Origin of the sequence: Methylacidimicrobium cyclopophantes (assembly GCF_902143385.2) — a bacterium.
GTDB classification, from domain to species: Bacteria; Verrucomicrobiota; Verrucomicrobiia; order Methylacidiphilales; family Methylacidiphilaceae; genus Methylacidimicrobium; species Methylacidimicrobium cyclopophantes.
Window position 1 is genome coordinate 1 of sequence record NZ_CABFUZ020000159.1, and the last position, 13,917, is coordinate 13,917.

Here is a 13,917-nt window from a genome sequence, read left to right on the forward strand (position 1 = left end):
GCCGCCACCGCCGCGATGCCGGCGCAGGCGGCGATCCCGATCGCTCCGGTCGAGACCGAGATCCGCTCGATGTGGAGGAGCGCATAGATCGCGGTGACGCTCTCGGAAATCACTCCGAGGAGGCTCCGCGCCAAAAGCAGGCCGAGCGGCAGACCCAGAAGGACTCCGATGCCCCCGACCAGAAGCGCTTCTCCGAGGAAGAGGATCTGGACCCCGGAGCGCTGAAGGCCGAGGCTCCGCAAGAGGCCGATCTCCCCCCGGCGGCGGACGACCGAAGCCTCGACCGCATTGTAGATCATGTACATCGCCACAAAGAGAGAGACCAGGGAGAGCGCGGTGAGGTTGAGCTCGAAAGCGCCGAGCATCTTTTCCACGCGCCGGCTCCGCGCCTCGGGAGTCTGGATGAGCACCGAGGGGGGCAGCCGCTCCCGGAGCCGAGAAACGACCTCTGCGGGATCCGCTCCCTCCGCGAGCAAGCAGCTGATCCTCGAAAGCTTTCCTACTCTTCCGAAGCTCTCCTGGGCGCTTGCGATGTCGAGGAGCGCTAGGTGTTCATCGGCTCCAACCGCTTTGCCTCGGAACTCGACAAGGTAGCGCAGGATGTAGGTGGCGGGACCGGTCTCCGTCCGGACGGTGATCCGATCGCCGAGCCGCAGTCCCAATTTCCGGGCGAGGGTCGCGGTGAGGGCGATCGCCCGTGGATCCCGGAAGAAGTCGAGCAGGTCGCCCTCGGCGCTTCCTCCCGCCTCGAGAGTAAAGGCCCGGAAGGGGACGTTGGAAAAGAGGTCGATCCCTTCGAGTTGGAGATACTCCCCGGGGTGATCGGTGATCAGGCAGACCTGCTCGACCAGCGGGGTAGCCGCCGCGATCCCCGCGGTGCTCCGGACGGTCCGGAGGATCTCCTCGTCCAGCAGCACGCCGTTTCCCGACACCTCGAGATTCGCCTTGCCCGCCGTGGCGTCGACCGAGGCGCGGAAAGCGGATAGGGCGCTCCGGTTGAGGACGAGGACGCCGATGAAGAGGCCGACGCCGAGCGCAACCGAAAGGACCATGACGGCCGACATGGCCGGATGGCGGAGGAGCTGACGCCCACAGTGGCGTAGGAAGAGGACTACCATGAAGACGCGAAGGATCGACTACGGCTTGCGGCCCACCGGCTCTTCTCCAAGGATCTGCCCATCCCGCATCCGCACGATGCGGGAGCTCGCTGCGGCCACTTCCTGACTATGGGTGGCGAGCACGAGTGTGGCTCCATGGCGCCGCCCGAGATCCCGAAAGAGCTCGATGACGGTCTGGCTCGCCTCGGAATCGAGGTTCCCCGTCGGCTCATCCGCCAAGACCAACGCCGGCTCCAGGAGCAAGGCCCGCGCGACCGCCACCCGCTGCATCTCTCCTCCCGACATCTGCTCGGGACGGTGGCGGCCCCGGTGAGAGAGCCCCACCTCTTCCAAGAGCGCGCGAGCCCTCTGCCGCGCTTCCTTTGGGGCCATGCCTCGGAGGAGCCCCGGGAGCTCGACATTCTCCTCGGCGGTCAAGGTCGGCAGCAGGTTGAAAAACTGGAAGACGATCCCGATTCTCCCCAAGCGCAGCTCGGTGAGCTTCCGCTCCTCGAGCTCCCCGAGCGATTGCCCCAGGACCACCACCCGTCCTTGGCTCGGCCGGTCGATCCCGGCCAGGAGGTGCAGAAGCGAGCTCTTGCCGCAGCCGCTCGGACCTACCAGCGCGACGAACTCCCCTTGCTCGATCTCCAGGCAGACCGAGCGGAGCGCCCAGGTGGCATTCTCTCCGGAGCCGTACTGCTTCGATACCCGATCGAGAAGGGCGACCACTCGTCTCATCGCAATGCCCGAAGCGGAGACGACGGTCGGATCCGTCCGTTGACCGAATCGCCCCAGAGAGAGTGAGAAGCGGAAAAGAAGGCGGCCATCGCTCCGAGAGCGTAGCCAAGAGCGCTTGGCGTTTACAGCCAATTTCCCGCCGCGAGGTCGCCTCGAGGAAGCCGGAGCCCTGGGAAAGGAGGCTCGAGGCTTAGGAGGGAGCTCCCTCCTCTTCCTCGGAGAGGAGGAGGAGATCGGGGTCACCGCTCACCGCGACGTTTTCGGAAGAGACCCTTTCGACTCCAAACGCCTCGAGGTAACGAGGACCACCCGACTTGGGTCCGGTACCGGATAGGCCCTCTCCTCCAAAGGGCTGAAACTCGACCGCCGCCCCGATCATCGGCCGGTTGACGTAGAGGTTACCGACGCGCGCCCGTTCCCGAACCATGCGGATCCGCTCGGAAAGCCGCGTCTCCAGGCCCATCGTCAGCCCGAAGCCCCTGCGGGCAATCGAGTCGAGGATCGCCTCCAACTCCTCGATGCGGAAGCGGACCACCGGAAGAATCGGGCCGAAAATCTCGCGATCAACCAGAGCGGGGGAAGGGATTTCCACCAGCTGCGGGCAGAAGTAGTAGCCCCCGGGCGAAGCGGTCGAGGCGAGGGAAGCCTTGGCCAGGAGCTTGCCCGCCCGCGCGAGCCGCCAAGCCTCCTTCTCGAGCTCGAGCTGCGCCCCCCGCTCGATCACGGGGCCCACATCGGTCGACAGATCTCGCGGATCGCCGACGACGAGCTCCTCGATCGCCCCGGCGAGCAGGTCGAGCAGGCGGGGTGCCGCTTCCTCTTGCACCAGCAGGAGGCGGAGGGAAGAGCAGCGCTGGCCGCTGCTCCGAAACGCCGAAACCAAGATATCGTCGACGGCCTGCTCGGCCGCGGCGGTCGCATCGACCACCATCACATTGACCCCTCCGGTCTCGGCGATCAACGGAGCCAACGCTCCCCCTCGGCTCGCCAAAAGCTGGGCGATCCGGGAGGCAACCGCTCCCGACCCGGTAAACGCGACCCCGGAGAGGCGCGGATCGCGGACGAGGGCTTCCCCGACAGCCCCAGCGCCGGGCAAAAGATGGAGCACTTCCGGGGGGATCCCGGCGCCGAGCGCCAGACGGAGCACCTCGGCTGCGACGAGCGGGGTCTGCTCGGCCGGCTTGGCGACCACCGCGTTCCCCGCCGCCAGCGCCGCGACGATCTGCCCCAAAAAGATCGACAAGGGGAAGTTCCAAGGGCTGATGCAGGCGAAGAGCCCTCGGCCCCGCCACCCGATCTGGTTGCGCTCCCCGCTCGGGCCCGGCAACGGTCGCAGGCCGCCGAAGAGCCGTCTCGCCTCCACCGCGTAGTAACGACAAAAATCGATCGCCTCTTGGAGCTCGGTCCAGCCATCGGGGAGTGTCTTTCCCGCTTCTTCCCGCAGGAGGAAGAGCAGCCGGGCGCGATGGTGCCAGAGTCGGTCGCCGAGCGTTTCGAGCGCCTTCGCCCGCTCCTCGACCGGGACCCGCTCCCACTCCCGAGCCCGCTCGGAGCCGATCCGGAGCGCTTCTTCGACCTGCTTTTCCCCGGCCCAAGAGACCGTTCCCACCCGCCGCGTCGGATCGGCCGGAGCGAACACCGCCTCTTCCTTGAGCGAAGCGGCTCTTCCCGCCACCAGCGGATGGGCCTGCGCAAGGCCCCCTGCGGCTTCGACCTCTCCCAAGAGTCGTCGTCTGGCTGCGGGCTCTCCCCAGTCGAATCCTTCGGCCCGCTTCCAGGCGGGCCCGGAAAGCTCGGTCGGTCGGGGAATCTTCGGATGGCCGGGCGGATGGAGCCGCGCCGCCCGGCTTGGGGAAAATGGGGGGACCTTCCTCTCGCCGACCGGGAGAAAGCCCGCTTGACCGACGCCATTTTCGAGCAGCCGCCGAGCGAGATAGCCGAAGAGCTCCGTCCGGGATCCGAAGGGAATGTAGAGGCGAACCGGCAGGCCGTTCTCCCGCAGCACCGAAAAGAGCGACTCGGCCACTCCGTAGAGGCGTTGAAACTCCCATCCCTCCTTCTCTGCTTCCGCGAGGGTGAGAAGAGCCCCTACGGTGGAGGGGTTGTGGGTCGCGAATTGCGGGAAGACCCGCCGAGAGCCCTCGAGCAGTCGCTTCGCGCAAGCCAGATAGGAGAGCTCGGTGAGCCCCTTTCTTGTAAAAACGGGATAGGAGGGAAGGCCCAGCGCCTGCGCCCGCCGGATCTCCGCATCCCAGTAGGCGCCTTTGACCAGCCGCACGGCAAATCGCCTTTCCGTCGCCTCCGCCGCTTCCAAGAGAAGCTCGACCGCCGCCAAAGCGCGCTTCTGGTAGGCCTGAACGACGATGCCCAGACCGCTTTCGCCGGAGAGCTCCGGCTCCTCGAGCAGACGCAGGAAGAGGTGGAGAAGGGGCCAAAAGCGCAGGGACTCCTCCGCGTCGAAGACGAGTCGGATCCCCACCCTTCTCGCCTCGCGGCAGAGTCCCAAGACGGCGGCGTAGAGCTCGTCTGCGACCAGCTCCTCCTGGAGCGCTTCCCAGCGCGGATGGAGTGCCGAAAGCTTGAGCGAGAGCTCGGGAGGCTCGTTTCCTCGGGCTCCCTCCCCGCCGAAAAAGGCGATCGCTTGGTGGTAGCGATCCAAAGCCTCTTGCGCCACCCGTCTCGTCCGGGCCGCCTCCCCGAGCATATCCCAGCAAAAGCGGTATCCCTCGGCACGGAGGGAGGAGATCCGTCGGGCTCCTCCCTGGAGATCTTCCGCAAGGATGAATCGGGCGACGATCTCGGAGACGACTTTGCGAACCGATTCCCGCACGGCCATCCGGAGCCCCCGGCGAAGCCAACCGGGCAGGGAGCGGCTTCTCTCCCAGCGAGCCAGAGCCCGAAGACCGGTGAGTCCCCAAGACGCGAATCTCCCGATTCCCTCTTCCGCTCCCCCCTTCCCCGACCGCCACTCTCCTTCGAGCAGCTTCTCGAGCAGCAGTGCTTCCGCCGTAGAATCATCGGGAATGCGGGGCAGGGCTTCGGCCAGCTGCAAGAGGAGCCGCCCCTCCTTTTGGGCAAGAGGATAGCGGGTGAGGATCCGATCGACCCATCGCGGCCGCTCCCGCTCCCGCATTCTCTCGACAAGCCAGTCGGTCTTTTCGCGGATCCCCCGGTCGAGCTCCTCCGTTGGAGCGAGCCGAGCCGAGAGCTCCTCCCGGCACCGCCCGTCCTCCTCGAAGTGGGCGGCGCGCAGCCGCTCCATCCCTTCCTCTCTCCATCCCCCGCGAAGCTCCTTGCCTTCCATCCTCCCCATCCTTCCAAGGCCTCAAGATTCCTCTTCTTCTACACCGCCGAGCCTCGCAGGGGAAAGGCACTGCTCCCTTCTCCAGGGGTCCGAGGAGATCGGCTGGCGGCTCTCCCCTTTTGGGATCTCTTCTCGGCTTGTCCGGCCTCGGCCGCTTTCCGCAAAAGGATCGGGAGCCTCTCGAGGCTCTATCGGATCGGGGGAAGCGGGAGTCTCCCGCTAGGGAGCCGAGGAGCGGAGCCGGAGGGATTCGAACCCTCGGTACCCTTTCGGGTACAACGGTTTAGCAAACCGTCCCTTTCGGCCACTCAGGCACAGCTCCCAAGGTTAGCTCACTTCTGCTCCCGGCTTCCGCCATTGTCAAGGCGGCAGAGAGGAGGGCTTCCCGCTTGACGAGCCCGCTTCCCGCTGCAAGCCTGAGGCTGCCTCGGAAAAGCTGGAATGGAAGGAGAAGATTCGGGCAAGGGGAGTCGGAGCCGAAGGCGCGTTTGGGCGCGGATCGCCGGAAGCCTTCTGGCGGGCTTGCTGGTCTATTGGGCCGTGTCTGTCGTGGAAGAGGGGCGAGGAAGCTTTGCCTCCACCGAGGATGCATTCCTGAGCGCCCATGTGGTGCGGATCTCGCCGAAGGTTTCCGGATATCTCGAAAGGCTCCTGATCGACGACAACACGCGGGTGAGCCAAGGCCAGCTTTTGGGGCTCATCGACCCCAGGGATTACCAGGCTCGGGTCGCCGTAGCCGACGCGGTTCGGCTTTTTGCCGGAACCGAATGGTTTCGGATGCATCGGCTCGTCATCGCGCATGCCACTCCTGAACTCAACCTAGACACGGCGGTCGCGGTAACGGCCACGACCGAAGCGGCCCTCCGCCTAGAAAAGCTCAGCCTCGGCGCAAGCGAGATTCGGGCCCCGGTTTCGGGCAAGATTTCGGGACGCCGGGTCGACCAGGGTAGTTACGTCGCCTCCGGTCAGTTCCTCTTCTCGATCGTTCCGGAGGGAGTCTGGGTCAATGCCAACTTCCGGGAAAGGGATCTCGGCCATATCCACCCCGGGATGCCCGCCGAAATCCGCCTCTGGGCGCAGCCCGGCCGTCTCTACCATGGACATGTCGAGAGCATCCAGCGCGGCACCAAGTCCGCCCTCAGTCTCTATCCCCCACTCGACATGCGACTCAACTATGTGAAACCGGAGCAGCGCATTCCGATCAAGATCCTCTTCGACGAACCGCTCTCCGCCACTGGAGAACTCGGCCCCTGGATGACCGCCGCCGTCCGGATCCCCACCGGCGCCGCAGAGTCGGCCTCCACCTGGGCGCTCATCCTGGGGATCGGAGCCGCCGTCGCCGTTTTTGTCTTCGTTCCGTTCGGGCTCCGGCCAGCGCCGCGAAAGTAAGGGCTATCCGCCCATATTGGCTTCTTCGGCGGCGGCGCGCAGCTCGCGCAGCGGATCGTCCTCTGCTCCGCCGAGGAGCCGACTATCGAGAACGACTCGGTCGGCACCATGCACGACAACCGAAGCGAGACTCTCCCGCGTCACTCCGCCTTCCGCGACGATTTCATAGGCGAGGTTGGCCGCCTCCCGGTAGGCCTTTGCCTCCGCCACCTTCCGGAGCGTCTCCGGCAAGAGCGGCTGCCAGGAGCCGGGATTGGCGGTGAGGCAGAGCAGAAAATGCACGCGCGGGAGATGCCGGAGGGATTTTTCCAAAAGGGTGAGGGGGTTGAGCGCCAGCCCACAGCGGCATCCCATCGACCGAATGAGCTCGATCGTCTTGCGCACGTCGTGGCGTGCCTCCAAATGAACCGTCACGATATCCGCTCCGGCTTCGATAAAGGCGCGAACGTAGCGGTCGGGCTGCTCGATCCGGAGGTGGACCTCGATGGGGAGCTCGGTGATAGTGCGCAGCGCGGCGACGAAGTCGGGCCCTCCGCCGAAATTGGGAACGAAATGGCCATCCATCACCTCCACGTGGAGCAGATCGATTCCGGCCGCCTCGAGCGTGCGCACCTCGCTCTCTACCTGACAGGGCTTTGCCCCGACCGCCGCGGCAAACCGTATGGACCTCATGCGGAAAGGATTCCTACCGCGTTTTTCGCTCGATCAATTCGATTTCGTAGCCTTCCGGACCGTCGAGGAACGCAAAGCGCGTCCCCGAGCGGCTCGTCGTAGGTCCGTCGGAAAAGGGATACCCTTTTTCGGCGGCCTGACGGCCGAAGGCCTCCAGATCCTCTACCTCGAAGGCCAAATGGGTCAGATCGGGTGGAACGGCCACCGGTCCCGAGGCGGGATAGTGGCAAATTTCCAGAAGCTCCTCGCTCTCCGCTGCTTTCAAAAAGACCAGGGTAGAGCCTCGAGGCGAGGTCGAGCGGCTCACCTCCTCCAGCCCGAGCAGATCGGTGAAAAAGGCGACGGCCTTTTCGAGGTCGTTCACCCGATAACGCGTATGGAGGAATCGGCGGACCTTCATCGCAGTTCTCCCGTATCTCCCGGAAAATCGAGAGTCGCTTCCGAAAAGAGTCTCTCCGGGCGCCGGTCGCCGGGACCGGGGAAAACCAAGGGAAGTCGCGATTTTCCCATGCCTACCACTGGTACCGGAAGCTTTCGTGCTCCTGGAGATCTCCTACGAAAAGACTCAGCCATTCGGCCAAGGTTTCCAAGTCCTGGAGGTGGACGACCTCGACGGGGCTGTGCATGTATCGGTTGGGAATCCCGAGGGCGACCGTGGGAATGCCTCCGCGCTGCAAAAAGATGGCATCCGCGTCGGTACCCGATCGGCGAGGATCGATTCCCTGCTGGTAGGGGATCCGGTGTTTCCGAGCCACCTCCGCCAGCCGGCGGACCAACAGGGGGTGGTTGACGCTTCCGCGGCTTAAGATCGGCCCCTTGCCGAGCTGCACATCGCCGTGGCGCTTCTTGTCCGCGATCGGAATGTCGGTTGCATGGCCGACATCGACCACGACGGCGGCGTCGGGATGGGCCGAGTAGCCGACCATGGAAGCCCCGAAAAGGCCGTTTTCTTCCTGAATGGTCGAGGCCGCAATGACGCAGGCTTGCAATCCCTCCCGCCGGGCCGAGATTCTGCGCAAGGCCTCCGCCACCACGAAGGCTCCGACACGGTCGTCGCAGGCCCTGCCGACCCAGAGCTCCTCGTGGAGCGGAGCAAAACCCGAATCGTAGGTGATAAGATCGCCGATCGAGATGCGCTCCAGAGCTTCCTGTTGACTTTGGGCGCCGATATCGATGAAGAGCTCATGCCACTTAGGGGGATCTTGTTTTCCTTCCCGGTCCTGGAGATGGATCGCGAGCGAGCCGATCACTCCCAAGACCGCTCTGCCCTCATGATGGATCCGTACCCGCTGGCCTCGAGCGAGCAACGGATCCGAGCCCCCCACGGTGGTAAAGTAGATAAATCCGCGCTCATCCACATATTGCACCTGGAAGCCGATCTCGTCGATATGGGCGGCCAGGAGGATCTTCGGAGATCCTTCCGGATGGAGCAGCGCAAGCGCGTTGCCATATGCATCGGTCTCGACCCGGTCGGCGTAGCTCTTGACATAGTCGAGCCAAGCACGTTGTGCGACACTCTCCCCGCTCGAGGGGCTGGGGGTTTCTATCAATTTCCGTAAGAAATCCAACTGTTCGGTTTGCACAGGCGAGACACCGTAGCGAAAGTTTCCTTTTCCCGCAACCGACTACTTGCCGGCCGTCGGCCTCGCCTTGCCGGACATCCGCGCGGCCAGGATCTCCCGGCCTACCGGAAGGAGCGAGACGACGATGATCAGCAGGAGCAGAAGGTGGAGATGTCGCTGGACCGCCGGCGCGCCGCCCAGGAAAAAGCCTGCCAGGAGAAAGAGGGCTACCCAAGAGATCCCACCGGCCGCATTCCAAAAGAAAAAGCGGGGATACGACATCGTGCCCACGCCGGCGACGAACGGGGCAAAGGTCCGAAGGACCGGGATGAAACGAGCGATCACGATCGCCCGTGCACCGTAACGCCGGCAGAGGGCTCGGGCGCGAATCAGCTGACGCCGATTGAGCCAGCGGGCATGGGGATCGTGGAAGATCGCGGGGCCGGCTCGCAAGCCGATCCAGTAGTTCATGCTATCCCCGAGAACGGCGGCGAGGATGAGACCGAGGAGCAGGGTAGGCAGGTGGAGCCAACCTTGACCGGCGAACGCTCCCAAAAGGAAGAGAAGGCTATCTCCCGGGAGGAAGGGGGTGACCACCAAACCCGTCTCGCAAAAGACGATCCCAAAGAGCAGCGGGTAGGCCCAGAATCCATGCTCTTTCACGACCGAGCGGAGAAGATCTTCCCACGCGGCCAATGTCGCATACCAGTCCATCCTCTTTTCGGCTCTCCGGTCTTACCTTGACATTTTGTATCAATTGCTTCAACTTGTCAGTACGATTCGGCTGCTTCGCGGAATGTACCGAAGCGGCCGACGGAGGAAACTCAAACGAAAGGAGTAGGCAATGAATGGCTTGGTACGAAGAAGTCCGGCAGGTTTAGGTGTCTGGGATCCTTTCCGCGAGTTGGAGGAGATGCGGAAGCGGTTCGCCTCTCTTTGGGAGCGGCCGCTCGAATTCCTGGAAGCACCCAGCGAGCGCTTGGAGTTGGCCGAATGGCGGCCCGTGGCCGACATTACGGAGGACGACAAGGAGTACCTGGTGAAGATCGAGCTTCCGGGCATGAAGCGGGAAGAGGTGAAGGTGTCCATGGAGTCGGGTGTCCTCACCATATCCGGCGAAAGGAAGCTGGAAAAGGAGGAAAAGAACAAGAAGTATCACCGGGTCGAGCGGGCCTACGGCTCCTTTTCCCGGTCGTTCGTGATTCCCGAGGACGTGGTCGCCGACAAGATCGACGCACAGTTCAAGGATGGGATCCTCCAGGTGCATCTCCCGAAGGGGGAGCATGCGAAGCCCAAGACGATTGAAGTCAAAGGCTGAAGGCTCTGCGGTTCGGGAGAAAGGCCCTTCCCTGAGGAAGGGCCTTTTCGTTCCACGGCCACGGAAGGAGCGAACTGTAGGGGTGGTGCGGGAAATTCCATTGACAGAGGGAGCGTCCGGGGGGCAAAAAAGCCTCATTCTCTAACGCTTACAGCGAAAAATCGGAAGGAGGAGGAGTTGCAAAAGGGGCTGCTGGCTGGAGTGTTTCTTGGTGTCCTTGTCGCTGCGTCGGCCCACGGCGCGCCGCCCGGCGCCGGCGGTTCCAATCTCGCCGAAGAAGCTCTCCAAAGCCCGGCGCTCGCCGGGGTGGACATGGACGACGGAAGCGCGAGCGGGTCGAGCTCGGAGAAGGGTGGCAAGGAAGCCCCACCCGTCCAAAATCCCTTCACGGTCAAATCGGGTCTCTACGCCGGGATCTTCGGCGGTGGGGCGTTTTCGAACCCGGAGTACGGATATTCCGCCTATCCTGCGCCGATCGGCCTCTCCCCTTTTACGGAAAGGGGTGGGATCGTGAACGGAGTCGGCGGTCTTCTGCTCGGCTATGAGTTCGCGGGCAATAAGATCGGGGATAGCTGGGACTTCTACTGGAGACCCGCCGTCCAGCTCGATGCCTTCTACTTGGGGCTGACCAACGCTTCCTCCTCCTACGGCGTTGGCGTGCCGGGACTCCCGGGAACGATTACCAATAACGAGAACTTCAACGCCGGCGTCATTACGGTCGACGGACTTCTCAACCTATACACCCCGCTCTTGATGGTCCACTTCGGCGTCGGCGTCGGAGGTGCCTATATCAGCAATTCGAGCGCTTCGGCCGTGCCCGCAGGCGGGCCCTTCGCCGGCCAGAACCTGCTCGGTGCGGGGATCACCAGCGATTCGGGAGCATTCGCCGCGCAAGGAATCGCGGGAATCGACCGGTGGATCGGCAAACGCTGGTCGATCTTCGTCGAATACCGCTTTCTCCTGTTGACCGGGACAAACTTCAGCTTCAACGGCAATCCAGCGGTCTTCGGTCCCAACCAAACGGTGAGCCAACACTTCGACCAGTTCACCGCCAACCTCGTGCTCGCCGGACTTCGCTACAAGTTTTGATGCAAACGCGCTTCTCTTCCAAAGGCTTCGTCTGGATCGCCGGCTGGATCGGAATCTCCTTTGTCTCCAGCGCCTGGGCGGGCGGGGAGTTTGAGCCGACCTTTCCGAAATTCCCCTACGGTCCGACGGATCCCCACGGCAACCCCTATTGCGTCGCTGCGACCGACCTTGTCTACAGCCCGAAATCGCCCTATGTCCGGGCCTCTTCCGATCTCTCCCGACCCTCGAAACCGAAGCGCTCCTCTCGCCGCGTAGCGAGGAAAACGCGGGGGCCGGTCGATTCGAAGGGAACGCCCTAGCCAGCGCCGCTCCCAACTTCGTATCCGAGGCGCTCCAACCGGGCTTCGATGCGCAGGGGGGCTCCGTTCCGTCCGAGCGATACCGATCTATGGAGATCCGGGGCCTTGCGGGGAAACCCACTCCGGCGAAGCGGGCAAGCCCGACCGCCCGCGCAAGAAAGCCTGCGGGAAATCTGGTCTAGGGTAGCAGAGAGAGGGGGCGATCGCGCGGTGCGGCGGAGCGCTCCGTTTCCCCTTCGGGCGACGGTCTGCGCAAAGCGCTGGGAGGAAGATAGACTCCAATGAGGTAGCGCTCCCACCAGGCACCCGTGCGCCGCAATTCCCCCCACGAGCTGAAGCGATAGTCGTAAACGAGCGCCCGGATATAGGTCGGAGGAGAGTCGGGAAAGGGATTGGAGGCGAAGAGGGCGATTACATCGGGGCTTCCCTCCAGGAGGCGCACAACAAGCCGAGGAAACCAGGGCGTCCGCGCCGGCCCGTTCAGGGCGGCAAACCACATCTGCCAGTCGAGCCGCGGCTGGTAGGGGGCCACGAACGCGGGCATCTTCCGGGGATCGCCGGGTTTCCAACGAAAGGAATAGGAGAGCCAGGTGATCCCGTCGCGGCTCCCTTCGATCACGATTTCCGGACGCCGGATCGTCATGACCGCGAAAGCGCCATAGTCGTTGACGCTCCGAAACGGGCTGATCGAGGCAAGAACGATCCCCACCGGCCGAGGAAGCCGGACACCCAGGACGGCCGCAAAGAGGGGGAGACTCAAAAGAAAGAGGAGCCCCGCGAGGATCGGACTCAGCCGCCGCTGGAGAAGGGAGGAGGGGAGAGTTCCGAGGGCAAGGCGGGGGAGGGCTCGACCAAGGAGGGAATCATCGAGGAGGGAGAAGCAGAGGAGGAGGGTGAGCCAGTTGTAGAAGGCATGGTTTCCCGTCAGCAGGATGAAGAGCTGCAAGAGGATCGAAAGGGTGAAGCTCAAAAGGCGGCCGAGGCGGCCGGTAAAAAAGAGGAAGGGGACGACCAGCTCGATGACGAGGACGAGCAAGGTCGAAAGCTCGTGAAACCAGAGCGGAAGGTGGAAGAAAAACCAGGAGAGAGGCGAGGGAAGGGGCTGGGTCTCGTAGTGGTATTGGAGGGCTGTGAGCGCACGCCAGGTCGGATCCCCGCTCGCCAGCTTGACGACGCCGGAGAGGAAGAGGACGCGAAAGAGCAGCCACTGGAGCCAAAAGTGGGCCAGAGGCGGCGGAGAGGGGGCCGTTCCGAATTCGGGTCTCCATCGCCAGGGGGCAACGAGGACCGCCAGGAGCCCCGCTTCCAAGAGAAGGCTGTCCCATTGGAAAAAAAAGAAATCCCGACCGAGGGAGACGAAGGAGAGATAGAGCCCCCAGAGCGTAAAGGCGGTCCAAGCGGGCGCGATGTCACAAAAGAGAACTCCCGCGAGCAAGACGCCCATCCATGCGAGCGCCTGCAGGAGAAGATCGTTTGCGCCGACCCACCAAAAAATGGAAGGGGCTTGCAAGTAGCGGGAAAAACCGAAATGGGCCTTGCCTACGACCAGGACCTCGGCGATCGGGAGGATGCCGCGCGATCCCAAAAGTCCCGGCAGTTGGATCGCCAGGGCGAGGAATGCGACCGCATAGATGGCGGCGAGCCCGCGCAGAAAGAGCCAGATCGCCAATCGATAGGTCCGATTCCTCGGTCCAAAGGCAATCCGGGTCAGGATGAGGAACCGTCGGTAGGCCATTGTCCGGAGGATCTGTCGGGGAGCTTTTCTCCTCCCGCTTCCCGCGCCTCCTCGGCCGGAAGCCGAGGGAGGCGACGGCGGGCTTCCAGCATGCGGAGGAGATCCTGCGCGTGAGCATCGACCCGAGGGTGAAGATCTCTCCAGACGATGATCCCATCTTCGATGAGAAAAGAAGCCCGCGCCACGAGCCCGAGGAAGACGGGAAGACCGAAAGCCCGGGCCGCCACACCACCTCGATCCGAAAGAAGGAGAAAGGGTAGATCGTGTCGCAGGCGAAAGGATGCTAGGCGCTTCGGGGGATCGCCGCTGATTCCGATCACCCGGATCCCCCGCCGATCGAGCTCTCCCCCATGATCCCGCAGATTGCACGCCTCCCGGGTGCAGAAGGGGGTGTGGGCGCGCGGATAGAAGTAGAGCAGGGTCTTGCCGGAGGCCAAGCTCTGGCCGAGCTCGATCTCCTTTCCTTCCGAATCGAGGAGAAGGGCCGCCGGGACGCGCGAACCGACCGGGAGGGCTTTGCGCATAGGCTTGTCTTGGAGCGACGGCCGGATCATGCTGGCCTTGGATCGCCAGTATGAGAAAGGATCCGGGGAAGGTCAAAACCGCTTTCTGCTCCCGCTGGAAGCGCCGGATGGACTAACATGAAAGATTGGGTTTCCGCTCTTCTGGCCGAGTTCCCCGGCGGCAGGGCGACCGCCGATCCCGAGGCGC

General features: G+C 63.8%; 13 protein-coding genes and 1 tRNA gene. 4 read left to right on the forward strand and 10 right to left on the reverse strand.

Annotated features, from left to right (window positions below; genetic code table 11):
- The 4 genes from FN369_RS07395 to FN369_RS07410 form a co-directional block, all read right to left on the reverse strand.
- Window positions 1–1,118, reverse strand: a 1,118-nt coding sequence (locus FN369_RS07395) for an ABC transporter permease (RefSeq protein WP_142525538.1), incomplete at its 3' end; no start/stop codon positions are given.
- Between the two features lie 18 nt (window positions 1,119–1,136).
- Window positions 1,137–1,838: an ABC transporter ATP-binding protein gene (locus FN369_RS07400; RefSeq protein ID WP_142525539.1), complete on the reverse strand. Its 702-nt coding sequence runs from the start codon at window positions 1,836–1,838 to the stop codon at window positions 1,137–1,139.
- 190 nt (window positions 1,839–2,028) lie between these two features.
- The gene (gene putA, locus FN369_RS07405; RefSeq protein WP_178087741.1) at window positions 2,029–5,142 is read right to left on the reverse strand and encodes a bifunctional proline dehydrogenase/L-glutamate gamma-semialdehyde dehydrogenase PutA; all 3,114 of its coding nucleotides are present in this window, start codon (window positions 5,140–5,142) and stop codon (window positions 2,029–2,031) included.
- Between the two features lie 235 nt (window positions 5,143–5,377).
- Window positions 5,378–5,464: transfer RNA gene (locus FN369_RS07410), tRNA-Ser, on the reverse strand.
- 119 nt (window positions 5,465–5,583) lie between these two features.
- Between FN369_RS07410 and FN369_RS07415 the strand changes: the two genes are divergently transcribed.
- Entirely contained in the window at window positions 5,584–6,531 is a 948-nt protein-coding gene (locus FN369_RS07415; protein WP_142525541.1) for an HlyD family secretion protein, read from the forward strand.
- 3 nt (window positions 6,532–6,534) lie between these two features.
- Here the strand turns inward: FN369_RS07415 and FN369_RS07420 are convergent, their stop codons facing one another.
- The 4 genes from FN369_RS07420 to FN369_RS07435 all read right to left on the reverse strand — a co-directional run bounded on the left by FN369_RS07420 (window position 6,535) and on the right by FN369_RS07435 (window position 9,479).
- On the reverse strand, window positions 6,535–7,203 hold the full coding sequence (locus FN369_RS07420) for a ribulose-phosphate 3-epimerase (RefSeq protein ID WP_246189611.1): 669 nt from the start codon (window positions 7,201–7,203) through the stop codon (window positions 6,535–6,537).
- Window positions 7,204–7,216: 13 nt separating this feature from the next.
- Complete coding sequence (locus FN369_RS07425) at window positions 7,217–7,603, reverse strand: VOC family protein (protein WP_142525542.1); 387 nt, start codon at window positions 7,601–7,603, stop codon at window positions 7,217–7,219.
- Between the two features lie 112 nt (window positions 7,604–7,715).
- Entirely contained in the window at window positions 7,716–8,786 is a 1,071-nt protein-coding gene (locus FN369_RS07430) for a M42 family metallopeptidase (RefSeq protein ID WP_142525543.1), read from the reverse strand.
- Between the two features lie 42 nt (window positions 8,787–8,828).
- Complete coding sequence (locus FN369_RS07435; protein WP_142525544.1) at window positions 8,829–9,479, reverse strand: VTT domain-containing protein; 651 nt, start codon at window positions 9,477–9,479, stop codon at window positions 8,829–8,831.
- A gap of 130 nt (window positions 9,480–9,609) precedes the next feature.
- On the opposite strand from FN369_RS07435, the gene FN369_RS07440 reads away from it, so the two are divergent.
- From FN369_RS07440 to FN369_RS07450, 3 genes are all read left to right on the forward strand, one after another.
- Entirely contained in the window at window positions 9,610–10,083 is a 474-nt protein-coding gene (locus FN369_RS07440) for an Hsp20/alpha crystallin family protein (protein WP_142525545.1), read from the forward strand.
- Between the two features lie 177 nt (window positions 10,084–10,260).
- The gene (locus FN369_RS07445) at window positions 10,261–11,172 is read left to right on the forward strand and encodes an outer membrane protein (RefSeq protein WP_246189612.1); all 912 of its coding nucleotides are present in this window, start codon (window positions 10,261–10,263) and stop codon (window positions 11,170–11,172) included.
- A complete protein-coding gene (locus tag FN369_RS07450) occupies window positions 11,172–11,471 on the forward strand; it encodes a hypothetical protein (RefSeq protein ID WP_142525546.1) in 300 nt (99 codons plus the stop codon). The genes FN369_RS07445 and FN369_RS07450 overlap by 1 nt, the downstream gene beginning before the upstream one ends.
- 178 nt (window positions 11,472–11,649) lie before the next feature.
- Here the strand turns inward: FN369_RS07450 and FN369_RS07455 are convergent, their stop codons facing one another.
- Complete coding sequence (locus tag FN369_RS07455) at window positions 11,650–13,206, reverse strand: lipase maturation factor family protein (protein ID WP_142525547.1); 1,557 nt, start codon at window positions 13,204–13,206, stop codon at window positions 11,650–11,652.
- Window positions 13,179–13,730 carry a peroxiredoxin gene (locus FN369_RS07460; protein WP_178087742.1) on the reverse strand — a complete coding sequence of 184 codons (552 nt, stop codon included), beginning with the start codon at window positions 13,728–13,730 and terminating at the stop codon, window positions 13,179–13,181. Before FN369_RS07460 ends, FN369_RS07455 begins: the two co-directional genes overlap by 28 nt.
- Window positions 13,731–13,917: the final 187 nt, after the last annotated feature.

What these genes read in the sequence shown, in the direction of transcription:
- FN369_RS07400 (WP_142525539.1), bottom strand. Translation starts at nt 1,838, where the DNA reads ATGAGACGAGTGGTCGCCCTTCTCGATCGGGTATCGAAGCAGTACGGC.
- putA (WP_178087741.1), bottom strand. Translation starts at nt 5,142, where the DNA reads ATGGAAGGCAAGGAGCTTCGCGGGGGATGGAGAGAGGAAGGGATGGAG.
- FN369_RS07415 (WP_142525541.1), top strand. Translation starts at nt 5,584, where the DNA reads ATGGAAGGAGAAGATTCGGGCAAGGGGAGTCGGAGCCGAAGGCGCGTT.
- FN369_RS07420 (WP_246189611.1), bottom strand. Translation starts at nt 7,203, where the DNA reads ATGAGGTCCATACGGTTTGCCGCGGCGGTCGGGGCAAAGCCCTGTCAG.
- FN369_RS07425 (WP_142525542.1), bottom strand. Translation starts at nt 7,603, where the DNA reads ATGAAGGTCCGCCGATTCCTCCATACGCGTTATCGGGTGAACGACCTC.
- FN369_RS07435 (WP_142525544.1), bottom strand. Translation starts at nt 9,479, where the DNA reads ATGGACTGGTATGCGACATTGGCCGCGTGGGAAGATCTTCTCCGCTCG.
- FN369_RS07440 (WP_142525545.1), top strand. Translation starts at nt 9,610, where the DNA reads ATGAATGGCTTGGTACGAAGAAGTCCGGCAGGTTTAGGTGTCTGGGAT.
- FN369_RS07450 (WP_142525546.1), top strand. Translation starts at nt 11,172, where the DNA reads ATGCAAACGCGCTTCTCTTCCAAAGGCTTCGTCTGGATCGCCGGCTGG.
- FN369_RS07455 (WP_142525547.1), bottom strand. Translation starts at nt 13,206, where the DNA reads ATGGCCTACCGACGGTTCCTCATCCTGACCCGGATTGCCTTTGGACCG.
- FN369_RS07460 (WP_178087742.1), bottom strand. Translation starts at nt 13,730, where the DNA reads ATGCGCAAAGCCCTCCCGGTCGGTTCGCGCGTCCCGGCGGCCCTTCTC.